The sequence below is a fragment of the Bacillus sp. EB V-12 genome, from assembly GCF_056158125.1.
The window spans coordinates 403,373-419,011 of the sequence record NZ_JBUXJL010000001.1 but is presented as its reverse complement, the minus strand read 5'-3'; the positions used below and the strand labels follow the sequence as shown (position 1 = coordinate 419,011).

At 35.9% G+C, this 15,639-nt stretch carries 15 protein-coding genes and 2 riboswitches; of the genes, 7 read left to right on the top strand and 8 right to left on the bottom strand.

What is annotated here, in order from left to right:
• The first annotated feature begins 124 nt into the window (after window positions 1–124).
• The 3 genes from ACZDYH_RS02175 to ACZDYH_RS02165 all read left to right on the top strand — a co-directional run bounded on the left by ACZDYH_RS02175 (window position 125) and on the right by ACZDYH_RS02165 (window position 2,690).
• On the top strand, window positions 125–820 hold the full coding sequence (locus tag ACZDYH_RS02175; protein ID WP_000434125.1) for a helix-turn-helix transcriptional regulator: 696 nt from the start codon (window positions 125–127) through the stop codon (window positions 818–820).
• A 125-nt stretch (window positions 821–945) separates the two neighbouring features.
• Window positions 946–1,188 carry a DUF2626 domain-containing protein gene (locus tag ACZDYH_RS02170; RefSeq protein WP_000440716.1) on the top strand — a complete coding sequence of 81 codons (243 nt, stop codon included), beginning with the start codon at window positions 946–948 and terminating at the stop codon, window positions 1,186–1,188.
• A 107-nt stretch (window positions 1,189–1,295) separates the two neighbouring features.
• Window positions 1,296–2,690: an L-cystine transporter gene (locus ACZDYH_RS02165; RefSeq protein WP_025709781.1), complete on the top strand. Its 1,395-nt coding sequence runs from the start codon at window positions 1,296–1,298 to the stop codon at window positions 2,688–2,690.
• Between the two features lie 79 nt (window positions 2,691–2,769).
• Here the strand turns inward: ACZDYH_RS02165 and ACZDYH_RS02160 are convergent, their stop codons facing one another.
• Together ACZDYH_RS02160 and ACZDYH_RS02155 are read right to left on the bottom strand one after the other, a co-directional pair.
• Window positions 2,770–3,162, bottom strand: coding sequence for a hypothetical protein (locus ACZDYH_RS02160; protein ID WP_000875399.1), 393 nt, complete (start codon window positions 3,160–3,162; stop codon window positions 2,770–2,772).
• An 87-nt stretch (window positions 3,163–3,249) separates the two neighbouring features.
• Window positions 3,250–3,465 (bottom strand): DUF3912 family protein, encoded by a 216-nt coding sequence (locus ACZDYH_RS02155; protein ID WP_001008327.1) that lies wholly within the window; start codon window positions 3,463–3,465, stop codon window positions 3,250–3,252.
• Between the two features lie 252 nt (window positions 3,466–3,717).
• Between ACZDYH_RS02155 and ACZDYH_RS02150 the strand changes: the two genes are divergently transcribed.
• Window positions 3,718–4,029, top strand: coding sequence for a hypothetical protein (locus tag ACZDYH_RS02150; protein WP_001093237.1), 312 nt, complete (start codon window positions 3,718–3,720; stop codon window positions 4,027–4,029).
• A 34-nt stretch (window positions 4,030–4,063) separates the two neighbouring features.
• Here ACZDYH_RS02150 and ACZDYH_RS02145 read toward each other — a convergent pair whose 3' ends face one another.
• From ACZDYH_RS02145 to ACZDYH_RS02120, 6 genes are all read right to left on the bottom strand, one after another.
• Window positions 4,064–4,552, bottom strand: coding sequence for a hypothetical protein (locus ACZDYH_RS02145; RefSeq protein WP_000764267.1), 489 nt, complete (start codon window positions 4,550–4,552; stop codon window positions 4,064–4,066).
• Between the two features lie 79 nt (window positions 4,553–4,631).
• Window positions 4,632–5,006, bottom strand: a complete 375-nt coding sequence (locus tag ACZDYH_RS02140) for a nucleoside 2-deoxyribosyltransferase (RefSeq protein ID WP_001012344.1) — start codon at window positions 5,004–5,006, stop codon at window positions 4,632–4,634.
• A 95-nt stretch (window positions 5,007–5,101) separates the two neighbouring features.
• Window positions 5,102–5,362, bottom strand: a complete 261-nt coding sequence (locus ACZDYH_RS02135) for a DUF3966 domain-containing protein (protein ID WP_001250699.1) — start codon at window positions 5,360–5,362, stop codon at window positions 5,102–5,104.
• A gap of 194 nt (window positions 5,363–5,556) precedes the next feature.
• Window positions 5,557–6,615 carry an undecaprenyldiphospho-muramoylpentapeptide beta-N-acetylglucosaminyltransferase gene (gene murG, locus ACZDYH_RS02130; RefSeq protein ID WP_000724779.1) on the bottom strand — a complete coding sequence of 353 codons (1,059 nt, stop codon included), beginning with the start codon at window positions 6,613–6,615 and terminating at the stop codon, window positions 5,557–5,559.
• 18 nt (window positions 6,616–6,633) lie between these two features.
• Entirely contained in the window at window positions 6,634–10,032 is a 3,399-nt protein-coding gene (metH, locus tag ACZDYH_RS02125) for a methionine synthase (RefSeq protein ID WP_006918333.1), read from the bottom strand.
• On the bottom strand, window positions 10,032–11,864 hold the full coding sequence (locus tag ACZDYH_RS02120) for a bifunctional homocysteine S-methyltransferase/methylenetetrahydrofolate reductase (protein WP_000770352.1): 1,833 nt from the start codon (window positions 11,862–11,864) through the stop codon (window positions 10,032–10,034). The genes metH and ACZDYH_RS02120 overlap by 1 nt, the downstream gene beginning before the upstream one ends.
• Before the next feature lie 70 nt (window positions 11,865–11,934).
• Window positions 11,935–12,044, bottom strand: a riboswitch (SAM riboswitch).
• Between the two features lie 203 nt (window positions 12,045–12,247).
• Window positions 12,248–12,358, top strand: a riboswitch (SAM riboswitch).
• Between the two features lie 94 nt (window positions 12,359–12,452).
• Here ACZDYH_RS02120 and metI point away from each other — a divergent pair.
• From metI to ACZDYH_RS02105, 3 genes are all read left to right on the top strand, one after another.
• Window positions 12,453–13,565 (top strand): cystathionine gamma-synthase/O-acetylhomoserine thiolyase, encoded by a 1,113-nt coding sequence (gene metI / locus ACZDYH_RS02115; RefSeq protein WP_000103897.1) that lies wholly within the window; start codon window positions 12,453–12,455, stop codon window positions 13,563–13,565.
• On the top strand, window positions 13,562–14,725 hold the full coding sequence (metC, locus tag ACZDYH_RS02110; protein WP_166694752.1) for a cystathionine beta-lyase: 1,164 nt from the start codon (window positions 13,562–13,564) through the stop codon (window positions 14,723–14,725). The genes metI and metC overlap by 4 nt, the downstream gene beginning before the upstream one ends.
• Before the next feature lie 167 nt (window positions 14,726–14,892).
• Window positions 14,893–15,405 (top strand): cysteine hydrolase family protein, encoded by a 513-nt coding sequence (locus ACZDYH_RS02105; protein WP_000379157.1) that lies wholly within the window; start codon window positions 14,893–14,895, stop codon window positions 15,403–15,405.
• The last annotated feature ends 234 nt before the right edge of the window (window positions 15,406–15,639 follow it).

Here is a 15,639-nt window from a genome sequence, read left to right as displayed (position 1 = left end):
AAGGAAAAATATGTTTGTGAAATTATGAACAATTTCCGAATTATTGTCTGAAATTACCTATACTCATGTTTATCTGTATTATAATGTTATTATCTTGGATAAAGTGATAAAGGTGGAGATCCTCATGGAACAAGCTTTAAAAATTACAGGTGTATTATCTGACCCAACTCGTTATTACATTTATAAATATATTTCGCAAAAACATAGTTACGTAACGGTACAAGAAATTGCAGATGAGTTTGACATTCATCCAAACGTAGCGCGTTTACATTTATCTAAATTAGAAGATGTTCATATGCTAAAATCGGAAACGAAGAAAACTGGAAAAGGCGGACGACCGAGCAGATTGTATGTCTTATCTGAAGATGTTATCCAATTACAATTTCCATTCCGTGATTATCAATTGTTAGCAAGAATCGCATTTAATTCTTTACTTAGTCTTGGTGCTGCTGGTGAGAAAGCGCTATACGAAACAGGAAAACAATTCGGAGCTGAATTAATGCAACAACATATGCAACGTTTAAATGTGAGTGAAGATGCTTTAACAGTGGAACAAAAAGTTCAAATTGCAAAAGAAGCTTTCTCAACAGCTGGCTTATCACCTGCATTTGAATTAAGTGCAGATGGAACAAAAATTTTCTATGATGTACACAATTGTCCATTTAAAGAAGTTGCTGTTCATCATCCAACTGAAATTTGTAACATGCACGGAGATATGATGAAAGGGATTTTTGAAATCCTATTCCCTAACATGGAATTAACTCGAAATGATAGTCTATTAGATGGATGTAAATCTTGTAATTATAAACTAACAATTTAATTTTTCATATAAAAAGAAGCCAATAATAATTGGCTTCTTTTTATATGAACGAATATTTACAATAGTAAGAAAAATAAACTATAATGAGGTGAGGTTTACTTTTTTTAGAAAAGGAGGGAGATGGCATGGAGCGCATGTTTCGCGTTCTCGGCTTTTGGACTGGAATTTTCTCGGTCATGTTTTATGTAGGGGATATGCAACCGGCCGCACTACTATTTTTAGGACAAACAGGTTTCTTCGTACTTTTAAGCTATTTAAAATTAACAGAGCGTATGTATATATACGTATTTGGGGCATATTTAACTGTTTTCTTCATAGGATTTACATACTACACGACATTCTTACTTGTGCCTGGGGCTGGACATTAAAAGATGGCATTTTGCCATCTTTTTTTTAATTCCGGAATTCCCTAGTTGACTTATAGGTTTTATTACCTTATATTCTATATAACAGATTGGAATTAGGGGGAATCAACATGAATACACTGCTTGTCGGAATTAACGTTGCAGTCATGCTCATTTTAGTTGGCGTATTATATTATATGCAACGTAAGCATGTATCTTTTAATAAACGCGTATTTACCGCTTTAGGAGTCGGGATTATCTTCGGTCTTATATTACAATTTATTTATGAGCCAACTTCTAAAGTAATTATTGAATCAAATACTTGGTTTGGCTTAATCGGTAACGGTTATGTGAAGTTACTTCAAATGATCGTTATGCCACTTATTTTAGTATCTATTATTTCAGCATTTACAAAATTACAGTTAACGAAAAATCTTGGTAAAATTAGTGGTCTTATTATCGGAATTTTAATTCTTACTACAGGAATTGCTGCAGCTGTCGGTATCGCTGCAAGTGCAGGATTTGATGTATCTGCAACCGGCCTACAACAAGGTGATGCAGAATCTGCTCGTCTGAAACTAGTTGAAGAAAGATTTACTTCTATTGAAAAGACAACAATTCCAGATAAATTATTAGAGCTATTACCTACAAATCCGTTTCTTGATTTAACAGGCGCTCGTCCAACATCAACAATTTCTGTCGTAATATTTGCAGCCTTTATCGGCATTGCCTTTATAGGTGTAAAACGAAAATATCCAGAACAAGCAGAGCTATTTAAGAAGATGCTTGATGCTGTATATGCAATCGTAATGCGTATGGTAACATTAATTTTACGCCTTACTCCATACGGCGTATTAGCTCTTATGGCAAAAACAGTTGCTGGTAGCGATATAAATGCTATTTTAAAACTTGGTAACTTCGTGCTAGCCTCTTACGTAGCACTTATCGTAATGTTTATCATTCACTTATTATTAATTGCATTGTCTGGTTTAAATCCAATTCAATATTTGAAAAAAGTGTTCCCTGTACTAACTTTTGCATTCACATCTCGCTCTAGTGCTGGTGCGATGCCATTAAATATTGAAGCGCAAAAAGAAAAGCTTGGTATTTCCGAAGGAATTGCAAACTTCGCAGCTTCATTTGGGGTATCTATCGGACAAAACGGTTGCGCAGGTATTTATCCAGCAATGCTTGCAATGATGGTCGCTCCAACTGTAGGAATTGATCCATTACAACCACAATTTATTTTAACTTTAATCGCTGTTGTTGCTATTAGCTCATTCGGTGTTGCCGGAGTTGGTGGCGGCGCAACATTCGCAGCTTTAATCGTACTATCTACAATGAACTTACCAATCGGTATTGTTGCTCTAGTTATCTCGGTTGAGCCATTAATCGATATGGGGCGTACAGCTCTTAACGTAAGTGGCTCTATGACAGCAGGTCTTATTTCAAGTAAATGGCTTGGTGAATTAGATCAAGATACGTACAATCAAGATGATACAAAAACTGGTGAAATTGCTTCATAATGAAAAAAAGACGCTAACATACAATTGTTAGCGTCTTTTTTATTCCGTTCCCTCTTTATAGATTTTATCTTGAGAATTATCACTCTAAGTATTCTTCTAGTTGCTCTTTTAACTCTTCCTCAATCTCATAACAAGATTCATCAGCGAGTTCCCCTACTTTCTTACTCCCCAAAATGTTTGATTGAATTGGCATTCCTAAAAAGATTCTTTCACATTTCCAAATTGGAATATTGTGAAATCCAATCATCTCTTTTTCTTCATCTAATATAGCTATAGCAACTGATGAATAATAACCCACCTCAAAGGGATTCTCTTTTTCCCTTGCAAATCCCATATCTAATTCCATGTGGTTTTCTATGTATAAACGTGAATACTCTTTATGCAGTTTAAGTGATATTCGCTCTATTTCCTTCTCCATACATTGAATGTTCTCTTTTAACTCCAACGTAAACTCCTGTTCTTTATATTTCATTTTCGCCTCCTTAAACATAGAAAAAGAGAATACAATAACATATCCTCTTTCCTCAAATATATTTCATTATCTCACAGCCCGTCCTTTTCACAAATAACCATTTTGTTCGCACCATTTATGAAATTGTCCTACGTCTACTCCAACTAACACGATATCCTTTAGCTCTACATCAATGACTTGTTCTCCAATTACAATAGCAAACTGCGATGCTAATTTTGTCTCGTTTTTCTTTACAATTCCAATTCGGTTCCGATGCGGTCCATCTTTTATATATGCTTTTTGTCCTACAATATCAAAGTTCAAAATTCTCACCTCTTTTACTGCGCTCAAATTGGAAATACGATCTCCACCTCGGAAAATTTCCTTTCATTGCACTATTTCTCTATATATATGACAAAACAATAAAAGAGTCCTTCCTTCTTTACAATTATTTTTTCTTTGTTTCATTTTTGTGATTGAAACGTAAAGTTTATAATAAAATACACTTGGAAGCGCTTTCTATGTAATTTTTTATGTTATAATATATAAGTAGAACTTCGTAAAGAGGGTTAAAAAATGAATACAAAAATGATTAAAAAAGTAATTGAAGCATTAAAAGTATATGGCTTTCAGGATGTATCATTCTGTGACAAAACGAAGCAATTTTTATTTCATAACGAAACCGATATTATGAGCGGCTATGCAGAAATAACATATAGTAGTCAATTTGAAAAATTCAACGTACAAATTCATCCAATTGAAACGCATCACCAAGCAGAGTTACAAGAGATTGAAAGACATATACAAGCTTGTATAAGAAAAGTGGAATATTTAAACGCACTTCTTACCGGGCAGACAAAACTAGATGATAAAATTATTATTATGTAAAAAAAGAACGTGATCCAATCACGTTCTTTTTTCATTATACGTTCATCTTTTCCTTTAGTTGTAATCCTGTAACAGATTCTAATACATCCATCGATTCTCCAAATGTCATATCAAAAATTGTCTTGTCCTCTATGTATGGAAACTGTCTGAAACGCTTTTCTAACACCTTCACAGCATCTGATGTAAAGTTTGCACTATCAATACCAAATTCTGTTTCAAGAAGAACGATCCAATCTAACACATGAAAACCTAATCCATTGACGAATGAAATCAATTTTTCTTCTGGGTTTGAAGATAAGAATACTTGGCGTTCCATCTCACTAAAAAGTTCTTCTCCTAAGATTTCAGCTAACTCATCATCATGTTCACGTTCAACAAGTTCTTCGTAGCCGTAATCATCCACAAGCTCTTCTACTTCTTCACTATCCTGACAAAGCAATTGACTAAGAAGTGCCTCTTTCTTAAATTCACTATTTTGTACGACTTCTAAAAAGCTCGTTTCCCATCCATTTTCTAATTTCATATTATGTACTCCTTTATATACGTTTCTTATCATCACTGTACCCAAAAGATCACTTTTATAACCTTTTAGGTAGTTACTATTATTTCACATGATTTATAACATAAGATGCAAACTCAGCTACATCTCCTTCAAAAATATTTATTTCTGGCAAGTGATAGAACGTTGTTTGGAGCGGGTTTCCTGCATGATATACATATATCGTTTTCTCTAGTGCAATCGCCATTCCAAACTCTGTATGGCTCCCGTTTCCGCCATCTAATATAAGTAAAAATACATCCGCTTCTTTTACAGCATTTTGTTCTGCCTGACCAATTTCTCTTAATTGTTCTTCATTCGCTGCTCTTTCATTTTTGGTCCAATCATATGTATGGTGCCATCCTGCATGTTTCAGTTCATTTGCTACGGAACGTACAAGATGTTTATTTTGGAAACCTGAGGCGATATAAAAATTCATTTATATACACTCCTTCATTATGTATGGGGAAACTCCTTTTTAGCGTTATTTGTTATAGCTACAATAAAGAACAACTTCAAAAAAAATCCCCATCTTTAAAACTTATTTGCGTTTAAATGATGGGATGCTTCATGGTCTTCTTTTATTTTTTGTTTTTTATAACTTTCATCAGCTAACATTTCTAGTTCAGCTGTTATCTCTGACTTTTCAAGCTCTCTTTCTTGCGAAAATTTCCTTGAAATATAAACAATAACACTACCAACGTACAACACAAAGCATATAATAAGTGCAGTATTTTCATAGAGACTTAGCTCCAACACAGTCACTCCTAATCCATTCGTATTTTCACGCCTCATTAATTGGAATTTCCCTATTAACCCATTTGTTATCCCGCTATTTGAGGGCAGTAAGACTCCCTCCTCAAAATTCAGTAACAGTAAAGAAGTTAGATGTGGGATGCACCCAACTGATTAAAGTTTCACTTTATTGTAACATAAAAATATCAATTCTTGGAATCTTTCACCCTACTAAAAGAGGCATGATTGTTTCATCATGCCTCTGAAATATTTTGAATGATCGTTTTAATTGCTTCTTTTCCATTATATTTTTTTAGTGCTGTTTTATACTTCTCATTATTTTGACTTAATTCTTCGACATACTTTATAAGAGATTTTACATTTACATCTTCTTCATATAATACGGAGGCATATCCTTGTCTTTCAAAGGACTCTGCATTTAATATTTGATCTCCACGGCTTGCAAATTTCGATAATGGAATTAAAACCATCGGCTTTTGTAATGTTAAAAATTCAAAAATTGCGTTGGAGCCCGCGCGTGAAATAACAAAATCTGTTACCGCTAATATATCTGGCAGTTCTCCATGTACATATTCAAATTGTCTATATCCTTCTTTATTTTGTAAACTTTCATCAAGGTTACCTTTTCCGCAAAGGTGAACAATTTGATATTTTTTCAGAAGTTCTGGTAACGCGGATCGAACCGTTTCATTAATTTTTTTTGCGCCCAAACTTCCTCCCATGATTGTAATAACTGGCTTTTTACGTGAAAAGCCTAAAAATGCTAAACCTTTTTCACGATTTCCCTTTAGTACTTCTTCACGTACAGGAGATCCTGTATAAATTACTTTTTCTTTCGGTAAATGTTTCGCAGCTTCTTCAAATGTAACAAATATTTTCGAAGCAAAACGAAGCGCAATTTTGTTTGCTAGTCCTGGCGTCATATCAGATTCATGTAATAAAACTGGTACTCTATTTAGCCATCCGCCAATTACGACTGGTACAGATACGAAACCGCCTTTTGAAAAAATCACATCTGGTTTTAGTTTTCGAATTCTTACATACGCATCCATAACCCCCTTCATTACAAGAAAAGGATCTTTTATATTTTTTAAATCAAAATAACGACGTAGCTTTCCACTCGAAATACTATAGTAGGGAATGCCTTCCTTTTCTATAATCGTTTTCTCAATACCTTGGTGAGAACCAATATAAGAGATATCCCAGTTGTCTTCCTGTAAATATGGGATAATGGCTAAATTAGGTGTTACATGTCCTGCCGAACCGCCACCTGTAAAGACTATTTTCTTCATACGTCTCCCCCTTCTAGACTATAATACACTAAAATATCTTGCCTCAGGGTGAGAAAATACCATAGCCGTTACGGACGCTTCTGGCTCCATCATGAATCCTTCTGTTAATGAAATACCTATTTCCTCTGGATGAATTAAGCGAAATAGCTTTTCTTGATCTGCAAGTTCTGGACACGCCGGATAACCAAATGACACTCGTATTCCTCTATATTTCGTACGGAAACGTTCTTCCATCGTCAGTTCAGGTGAGTCCGGAATGCCCCAGCGGTCACGAATGAGCATATGTGTTTTTTCAGCAAGTCCTTCCGCTAATTCAAGCGCTAACGATTGAATGGCATGACTACGTAGGTAATCACCTTTCGCCTTCAACTCTTCAGCAATATCCCGAACTCCTTCCCCAACCGTAACAGATAAGAAAGCAACATAGTCCATCTCATCTCCTATTGGGCGCAAATAATCACCTAAAGTACGATAGGGAGCCTTTCCTTGTCTAGGGAATGTGAAACGCTCTATAACACGCGTATGATCTTCTGGATCATATATTACAATGTTTTGTCCGTCGCTTTGCGCTGGGAAAAATTGATACACTGCTTTCGGCTTTAACCAAGATTGTCCTTCCTGCAATAATTCATCTATTAAATCATTTAATTCATGTGCTCTCTTATCTCCCTCTTTCAAAAGCTTCTTCACATTTCCTTTTAATCCAAGGTGATGCCCAAGTAGCATTTGTCTATTCAGAAATGGTGCGAGATGAAGGGCGGGAACATCTCGTAATACAATTCGTTTTGTTGAATCAGGCACCATAACCTCTGATTTTGGTAATGGCTCAATTACTGCTGGAATTTCTACTTTCTTCTCCTCTTTTTTTACGATATGAAGATGACGTTCTTTTTTATCCTGCTTCATCTTCTCACGCTCTTCTTCTTTTTGAAGCTTATTAATAATATCGAGCCCCGTCATCGCATCACTCGCATAACAAACGAGTCCTTTATATGATGGTGAAATCCGATTATCTGTAAACTTTCTCGTTAACGCTGCACCACCTACAACAATGGGCACATCAATATTTGCCGCTTTTAAATCTTCAGCAGTCGTTACCATTTGTTGCGCTGATTTTACTAATAAACCTGAAAGGCCTATAATGTCCGGCTTCTTTTCTTGTACTTCTTGAACAATTCGATCCGAACGTACATTAATTCCTAAATTAATAATCTCATATCCGTTATTCGCTAAAATAATTTCAACGAGATTTTTCCCAATATCATGCACGTCACCTTTTACAGTTGCTAACAATACTTTCCCTTTTTTCGCACTATCACTAGATTCCATATGTGGCTCTAAATAGCTTACAGCGGCTTTCATACTTTCGGCACTTTGCAATACTTCAGCAACAATAAGTTCATTATTATTAAATAGTCGTCCTACCTCGTCCATCCCTGTCATAAGCGGACCGTTAATAATATCAAGAGGTTTTCTTCCTTCTTCAAGTGCAAGACTTAAATCCTCGTGTAATCCTTGTTTCGTACCTTCTACAATATAATTTGCTAGTCTTTCATCAAGCGTTAACGTTTCTTGCACAACGACATCTTTCTTTTTAGCAACTCGGTAAAATTTTGTAAATTCTTCTAACGTCTCTTTCGTCGTTTCAAACAGTAATGCATCTGCAAGGCGTTTTTCTTCCTCTGGAATCGACGCATAGCGTTCTAATTTTTCCGTATTCACAATCGCGTAATCTAATCCTGCTTTCGTAGCATGGTATAAAAAAACTGAATTTAATACTTCACGTCCAGCCGGTGGTAAACCAAATGATATGTTACTTACACCTAAAATCGTTAAACACTCTGGTAACGCTTCTTTAATAAGGCGAATTCCTTCTATAGTCGCTGCCGCTGAGCCAATATATTCTTCATCACCTGTCCCTACTGGAAACACAAGTGCATCAAAAATAATATCTGACGGGCGTATCCCATACTTCTTTGTAAGTAATTCATAGCTTCTTTTCGCAATTTCTATCTTTCGTTCCGCACTAACCGCCATACCGTCTTCATCAATTGTTCCTACAACTATAGCGGCACCATACTTCTGAAGAAGCGGTGTCACTTTTTTAAATCGTTCTTCTCCATCTTCTAAATTAATTGAATTAATAACAGCTTTTCCTTGAATATAAGTAAGAGCTCGCTCCATCACATTTTCATCTGTTGAATCAATCATAATCGGTACTTTTAAAACTTTCGTAACTTCTGCTAAGAAGTTTTCCATATCTTCTATTTCATCGCGATCAGGATCTGCCATACAAATGTCAATAATATGAGCATTTTTCTTCACTTGCGCTCTTGCCACTTCAGCAGCCTCTTCAAATTTCCCTTCTGCTACTAAGCGTTTAAATTTACGTGACCCAATAACATTCGTTCTTTCACCTACAAATAACGGTCTCATAGACTCATCATATTGCAGTGCTTCTAATCCACTAATTCCATGTCCTTCTCTCTCATGATGGTCACGAGGCCTAAGAGATGCTAGCGCGGATTTCATTGCTTTTATATGTTCTGGTGTCGTGCCACAACAACCACCAATAATATTAACCCATCCTTCTTCAGCAAATCGCTTCACCTTTTCAGCAAGAGAAGATGGAGATTCATGGTAATGTCCATCTTCATCAGGAAGACCTGCATTTGGATAACAAGAAATGTAACACTCCGATAAATCAGATAGTGAACGAATATGGTCCCTCATAAACTCCGGACCAGTCGCACAGTTTAACCCAACAGATAATGGTTTCATATGTTCTACTGATAAATAAAAAGCTTCAATTGTTTGCCCAGCCAGAGTCGTTCCCATTGGCTCAATCGTTCCTGAAATCATAATAGGAACCGTTTTTTTCAGTTCTTCAAAAGCGGCTTGAATTCCAATATAAGCTGCTTTCACGTTACGCATATCTTGACTCGTCTCAACGAGTAATACATCAACTGCTCCTTTTAATAATCCTCGTGCCTGCCTTGTATAAGCCTCAATCAATTCTTCAAAAGTCACACCACCTGTAACACTAATTGCTTTCGTTGTTGGTCCCATCGCTCCCGCAACATATACTTCCTTCCCGCTTTCTTTAACAGCTTGCTTCGCCAAAAGTGCTGCCTTTTCATTTAGTTCTTCATCTAAATGAGACAGATCATAATCACTTAGTACAATATTCGTTGCCCCAAATGTATTTGTTTCAATAATATCCGCTCCAGCTTCAATATAAGCTTTATGAATCTTTAAAATAACGTCTGGTCTTGTTTCCACTAAATATTCATTACAGCCCTCGTACTCTTCTCCTCCGAAATCTTCAGCAGTTAAATCCTCTTGCTGAATCATTGTCCCCATTGCACCATCTAATATTAAAATGCTATTTTTTAATTTTTCTTCTATACACTTCATCAATTAATACCTTCTTTCACTTCTTGCTTTTCTCTTACATATTTAACAAGATGTTCTGTAATTTCATACTTTAAAAATGGTGTAATAAGATAAATACCATTAAAATATTTCATCGCTGCGTCGACCAATTCTTGTGAAATGCGGATCCCTTCCTCAATTGCTGCCTCTTTCGTTTCATGTCCATCCATTCTCTCTCTTATTTCTTCAGGAAGAGTAATACCCGGCACCTCAAAATGAAGAAAATCTGCATTCCGCTTACTTACTAACGGCATAATTCCAATAAAAATAGGTTGTTCCAAATGCTTTGTCGCTTCATACACTTCTTCAATTAACTTGATATCGTAAATTGGCTGAGTTAAAAAATACTCCGCTCCAGCATCTATTTTTCGTTCCATTCGCTTAACCGCTGCTTTTAAGTGCCTCACGTGAGGATTAAATGCGCCGCCTACAGAAAACCTTGTCGCCGGTCCAATTGATTTCCCTAAAATTGAACGTCCATCGTTCATTTCTTTAATCATTTTAATAAGCTCAATAGAGGATAAATCATATACAGAAGTGGCACCGGGAAAATCACCAACGCGCGCTGGATCACCAGTTAAAGCTAACACTTCTTCCATCCCTAACGCCGATAAACCTAACAAATGAGATTGTAGTCCAATGACGTTATGATCTCTACACGTTAAATGCGTCAATACTGGGATATCATGCTTCGTTAATAACGCACCCATCGCCATATTAGAAACACGAGGCGATGCTAATGAATTATCTGCTAGAGTAATAGCATCTGCTCCCGCTCTTTTTAACGCTCTTGCTCCTTCAAAAAAACGCTGTGTATCTAACGTTTTCGGTGGATCTAATTCCACTACAACTGTCGTTTGTTTTTTCGCTTTCTCTGCTAGAGTGACGTGAGCCTTCGAACGTTTCTCATGCGTATGAACGACTTTCGGCCTTTGAATCGTGTCTTTTTCTATTACAGGGGTAATATTCGCAACAGCGCGCTTCATACTTTGAATATGTTCTGGAGTCGTACCACAACAACCACCCAATAAACGAATACCTTGCTCAATAAATCTCGGTGTCATCGCTTCAAAATAAGCTGGGCTTCCCTCATATACGTAACGTCCATCCACATAATTCGGGAGGCCTGCATTTGGGTATGCTGATAAATAGCCATTTTGAGGAATCGATATCATTTTGAAAGCTTCCGTCATATGAAGCGGCCCTAGTTGACAATTCAATCCAACAACATTTGCACCGTAATCTATAAGTTGCTTTAATATTTCATTGACATCATTTCCATTTTGAGTCGTACCTGCTTCATGTAACGCTAATTGCGCAACAATTGGAATATTCGTTTGCTTACGCAATACTTTAACGGCATGAAGTAATTCAAATTCATCGTAAAAAGTTTCTAATAGTAATCCATCAACCTGTTCTTCTAGTAAAGCCCCTGCCTGTTCAAGTAACATAAACTCTCTTTCCATATCAGTCGTTGTAACAGCTCCGATATGTTTCATACCACCAATTGTTCCTAAAATTGCATTTTTATCTGTCACAGATGCTTTCGCCAGTTTTACTGCCGCTCTATTAATTTCTGTAACTTGATTTTCTAAACCATACATACGTAATTTCGCCTCATTTGCTCCATACGTATTCGTTTGAATTACATCTGCTCCAGCAGCTACATATTGTTTATGAATCGATATAATTAAGTCTGGATCAGATACATTCAATTCTTCAAAGCTACTTTGCAAACCATGTGAATGCAATAACGTCCCAACCGCACCATCACCTATTACAATTCCTTTTGATAATAAATCTAGTAATTTCACGACTCTCCCTCATTTCTATCAATATAAAAACCCCCTCTTCACTTTGAAGAGGGGGACATAATCGTTCCTCCTCTTATTATGCAAAACATTCGTTTTGCAGGTATTAGCACCGTTTCAAACATTTCGTTTGAAGGTTGCCGGGTTTCACAGGGCCTTTCCCTCCACCGCTCTCAATAAGAGTTGTCTTTATTATTTTATTTATGTAGCTAAAAGGAAATGCGTTCCCCTTTTAACAATGTTTGTTAATTTTTTAATAAATTTAGCATGCACAAAAGTAAAAGTCAATGACACTTGCGGAAAAATAAAAATTATTTAAAATAAAGTTGCAATTCAGTTATATTTTATTGTAAAGTTAAAAACATAATAAAAATTTCATACGAACATTCTTATCTAGAGAGGTAGAGGGACTGGCCCTGTGACGCCTCAGCAACCATTAACATTTTGTTAATAAGGTGCTAATTCCAGCAAATTGTGAAAGATTTGACAGATGAGAAGAAGACTCTATTCAAACCGAAAGCCTTCTTCTTAGAAGGCTTTTTTTATTTTATATTCACTTAATGTTTCAATTTAAAAAGGAGGAATTTTCACATGTCAACAATCGAAACAAAACTAGCACAAATCGGAAATCGCAGTGAAACTACAACTGGAACGGTTAATCCACCAGTTTATTTCTCAACCGCTTATCGTCACGAAGGAATTGGTAAATCTACTGGCTTTGACTATTCACGAACTGGCAATCCAACTCGCGGTCTTTTAGAACAGGCGATTGCAGACTTAGAATATGGCGAACAAGGTTATGCCTGTAGTTCAGGGATGGCGGCTGTTCTCCTCGTCCTTTCTCTATTCCGCTCTGGAGACGAACTTATTGTATCTGAAGATTTATACGGGGGAACGTATCGATTATTTTCTGAGCATGAAAAAAAGTGGAATGTTCGATGTAGATACGTAAATACACAGTCTATTAAACAAATTGAGCAAGCTATCACAACTGAAACGAAGGCTATTTTCATAGAAACTCCAACTAATCCATTAATGCAAGTTACTGATATTGCTGCTGTCGCAACTGTAGCGAAAAGGAACGGACTACTTCTTATTGTAGACAACACTTTCTACACACCTTATATACAGCAACCATTAACAGAAGGTGCTGACATTGTACTTCATAGCGCAACGAAATATTTAGGGGGACATAACGATGTACTAAGCGGGCTTGTCGTTGCAAAAGGAAAGGAACTTTGCGAGGAAATCGCTCATTATCATAATGCATCAGGTGCAGTTTTAAGCCCATTTGACTCATGGTTATTAATTCGCGGTATGAAAACGTTAGCGCTTCGCATGAGGCAACATGAAGAAAATGCGAAAGCAGTTGTTGCGTATTTAAATGATGAGGACGGGGTGACAGATGTATTTTATCCAGGAAGAGGTGGCATGATCTCATTCCGCCTTAAAGATGAAGCTTGGATTAATCCATTCTTACAATCTTTATCCTTAATTACATTTGCCGAAAGTCTTGGTGGTGTAGAAAGTTTAATGACTTATCCAGCAACGCAAACACATGCTGATATTCCTGAAGAAATTAGAACAGCAAACGGCGTATGCAATCGTCTTCTTCGATTCTCAGTTGGCATTGAAAATAGTAACGATTTAATTCAAGACTTAAAGCAAGCCATTAAACTCGTAAAAGAAGGTGTAAGAATATGAGCTATTCTATAGATACACTCTTACTACACAACCAATATAAACACGACTCGCAAACAGGCGCTGTGAACGTTCCTATTTATAATACATCAACTTTTCACCAGTTTGATGTAGATACGTTCGGAAAATATGACTATAGCAGGTCAGGAAATCCAACTCGTGAAGCTCTTGAAGATATCATTGCTTTATTAGAAGGCGGAACAAAAGGATTCGCCTTTGCATCAGGCATTGCAGCGATTTCCACTGCATTCCTCCTTCTTTCACAAGGTGATCACGTACTCATTTCAGAAGATGTGTACGGAGGCACTTACCGAGTGATAACTGAGGTACTCTCCCGTTACGGTGTTTCACATACATTTGTTGATATGACCAATTTAGAAGAAATAAAACAAAACATTAAACCAGATACAAAGCTCTTTTATGTAGAAACACCTTCTAACCCACTTTTAAAAGTGACAGATATTCGCGAGGTTTCTAAACTCGCAAAATCTATTGGCGCTCTTACTTTTGTTGATAATACATTTTTGACACCACTATTCCAAAAACCACTTGAACTTGGAGCTGATGTCGTTCTTCATAGTGCTACAAAATTTATTGCTGGTCATAGTGATGTTACTGCCGGATTAGCAGTAGTAAAAGATTCAGAACTCGCTCAAAAGCTTGGATTTTTACAAAATGCATTCGGTGCTATTTTAGGACCTCAAGATTGTTCTCTCGTACTTCGCGGTCTAAAAACATTGCATGTACGCCTCGAACATTCAGCTAAAAATGCCAATAAAATCGCACATTATTTACAAAAGCACTCTAAAGTAAAAAATGTCTATTATCCGGGATTACAAACTCATCTCGGATTTGATATTCAACAATCTCAAGCAACATCAGCTGGAGCGGTCTTATCGTTTACTTTGCAGTCAGAAGATGCACTCCGCAAATTTTTATCAAAAGTAAAATTACCTGTTTTTGCAGTTAGTTTAGGAGCTGTAGAGTCAATTCTTTCTTATCCAGCAAAAATGTCACATGCAGCACTGTCGCAAGAAGCTCGTGATAAAAGAGGAATCTCTAATTCATTACTTCGGTTATCAGTCGGTCTTGAAAATGTTAACGATTTAATATCCGATTTTGAAAATGCCCTTTCTTATGTAGAAGAACCTGTAAATGCATAGAGAAAAAGAAGATATGAGATTAGGTTTTCATATCTTCTTTTTATGCGGTTTAGTTATATTCATTTGAATTTCTTCTTTTCTTATAGTCCATAAAAAATAAAAGTATATCATCTATTTCTAAATAATGGATTAATTGATATATTAAGAAATAAAAAGGGGTGAAAATAATGGATACTTGTGCAGATATTTTAATCGTTATCGATTTACAAAATGGCGTATGTTATAGCGAGGAGCATTTATTTGATTTACAGAACTTACTAACAAAAGTAAATAAAAGAATTTCTTCATATAGAAAATTAAATAAACCAATCCTTTTTGTTCAACATTGTGATGATGATTTAGTACCCGAGAAAGAACTTTGGGCTATTCATACCGATCTAGATGTTCAAGAACAAGATTTTTTTGTAAGAAAAACACATGCAAATTCATTTTATAAAACAAACTTAAAAGAAATTTTAGATCAATTATCTGTAAATCGCATTGAATTTTGTGGCGCCCAAACAGAGTACTGTATGGATGCAACGATTAAGTTTGCCCACGGACTAGGATACGAAAACTTTATGGGACAGAAAACAACCTCTACGTTGAATAATCCTTTTATGTCCGCAAAAGAGACAATTGATTTTTATGAGAACATATGGAATCACAGATTTTTAACGTTGCTAAAAGATGAATTTTAGAATAAATGACTAATGACTTGATCATCCTAAGATTTATCAGCCCTAATCAAATATTTCATTATCACCATAAAGAAGCGAATGACATTCAGCTTCTTTTCTTTTAACCTGTTTTATATTCTATATATATCATTATAATTCCTTTGTCATATTATTTTAAAAATTTCGTATATTCATTTGAAAGAATAAGAAAATCATGATAAAATTGTGTTACAAATATATCTATATCTTTCAATT

Bases quoted from the DNA above. Each gene is read 5' to 3' on its own strand.
- ACZDYH_RS02150 (WP_001093237.1), top strand. From the start codon at position 3,718: ATGAATACAAAAATGATTAAAAAAGTAATTGAAGCATTAAAAGTATAT.
- ACZDYH_RS02145 (WP_000764267.1), bottom strand. From the start codon at position 4,552: ATGAAATTAGAAAATGGATGGGAAACGAGCTTTTTAGAAGTCGTACAA.
- ACZDYH_RS02135 (WP_001250699.1), bottom strand. From the start codon at position 5,362: ATGAGGCGTGAAAATACGAATGGATTAGGAGTGACTGTGTTGGAGCTA.
- murG (WP_000724779.1), bottom strand. From the start codon at position 6,615: ATGAAGAAAATAGTCTTTACAGGTGGCGGTTCGGCAGGACATGTAACA.
- ACZDYH_RS02170 (WP_000440716.1), top strand. From the start codon at position 946: ATGGAGCGCATGTTTCGCGTTCTCGGCTTTTGGACTGGAATTTTCTCG.
- ACZDYH_RS02105 (WP_000379157.1), top strand. From the start codon at position 14,893: ATGGATACTTGTGCAGATATTTTAATCGTTATCGATTTACAAAATGGC.
- metC (WP_166694752.1), top strand. From the start codon at position 13,562: ATGAGCTATTCTATAGATACACTCTTACTACACAACCAATATAAACAC.
- metI (WP_000103897.1), top strand. From the start codon at position 12,453: ATGTCAACAATCGAAACAAAACTAGCACAAATCGGAAATCGCAGTGAA.
- ACZDYH_RS02140 (WP_001012344.1), bottom strand. From the start codon at position 5,006: ATGAATTTTTATATCGCCTCAGGTTTCCAAAATAAACATCTTGTACGT.
- ACZDYH_RS02165 (WP_025709781.1), top strand. From the start codon at position 1,296: ATGAATACACTGCTTGTCGGAATTAACGTTGCAGTCATGCTCATTTTA.
- ACZDYH_RS02160 (WP_000875399.1), bottom strand. From the start codon at position 3,162: ATGAAATATAAAGAACAGGAGTTTACGTTGGAGTTAAAAGAGAACATT.
- ACZDYH_RS02175 (WP_000434125.1), top strand. From the start codon at position 125: ATGGAACAAGCTTTAAAAATTACAGGTGTATTATCTGACCCAACTCGT.
- metH (WP_006918333.1), bottom strand. From the start codon at position 10,032: ATGAAGTGTATAGAAGAAAAATTAAAAAATAGCATTTTAATATTAGAT.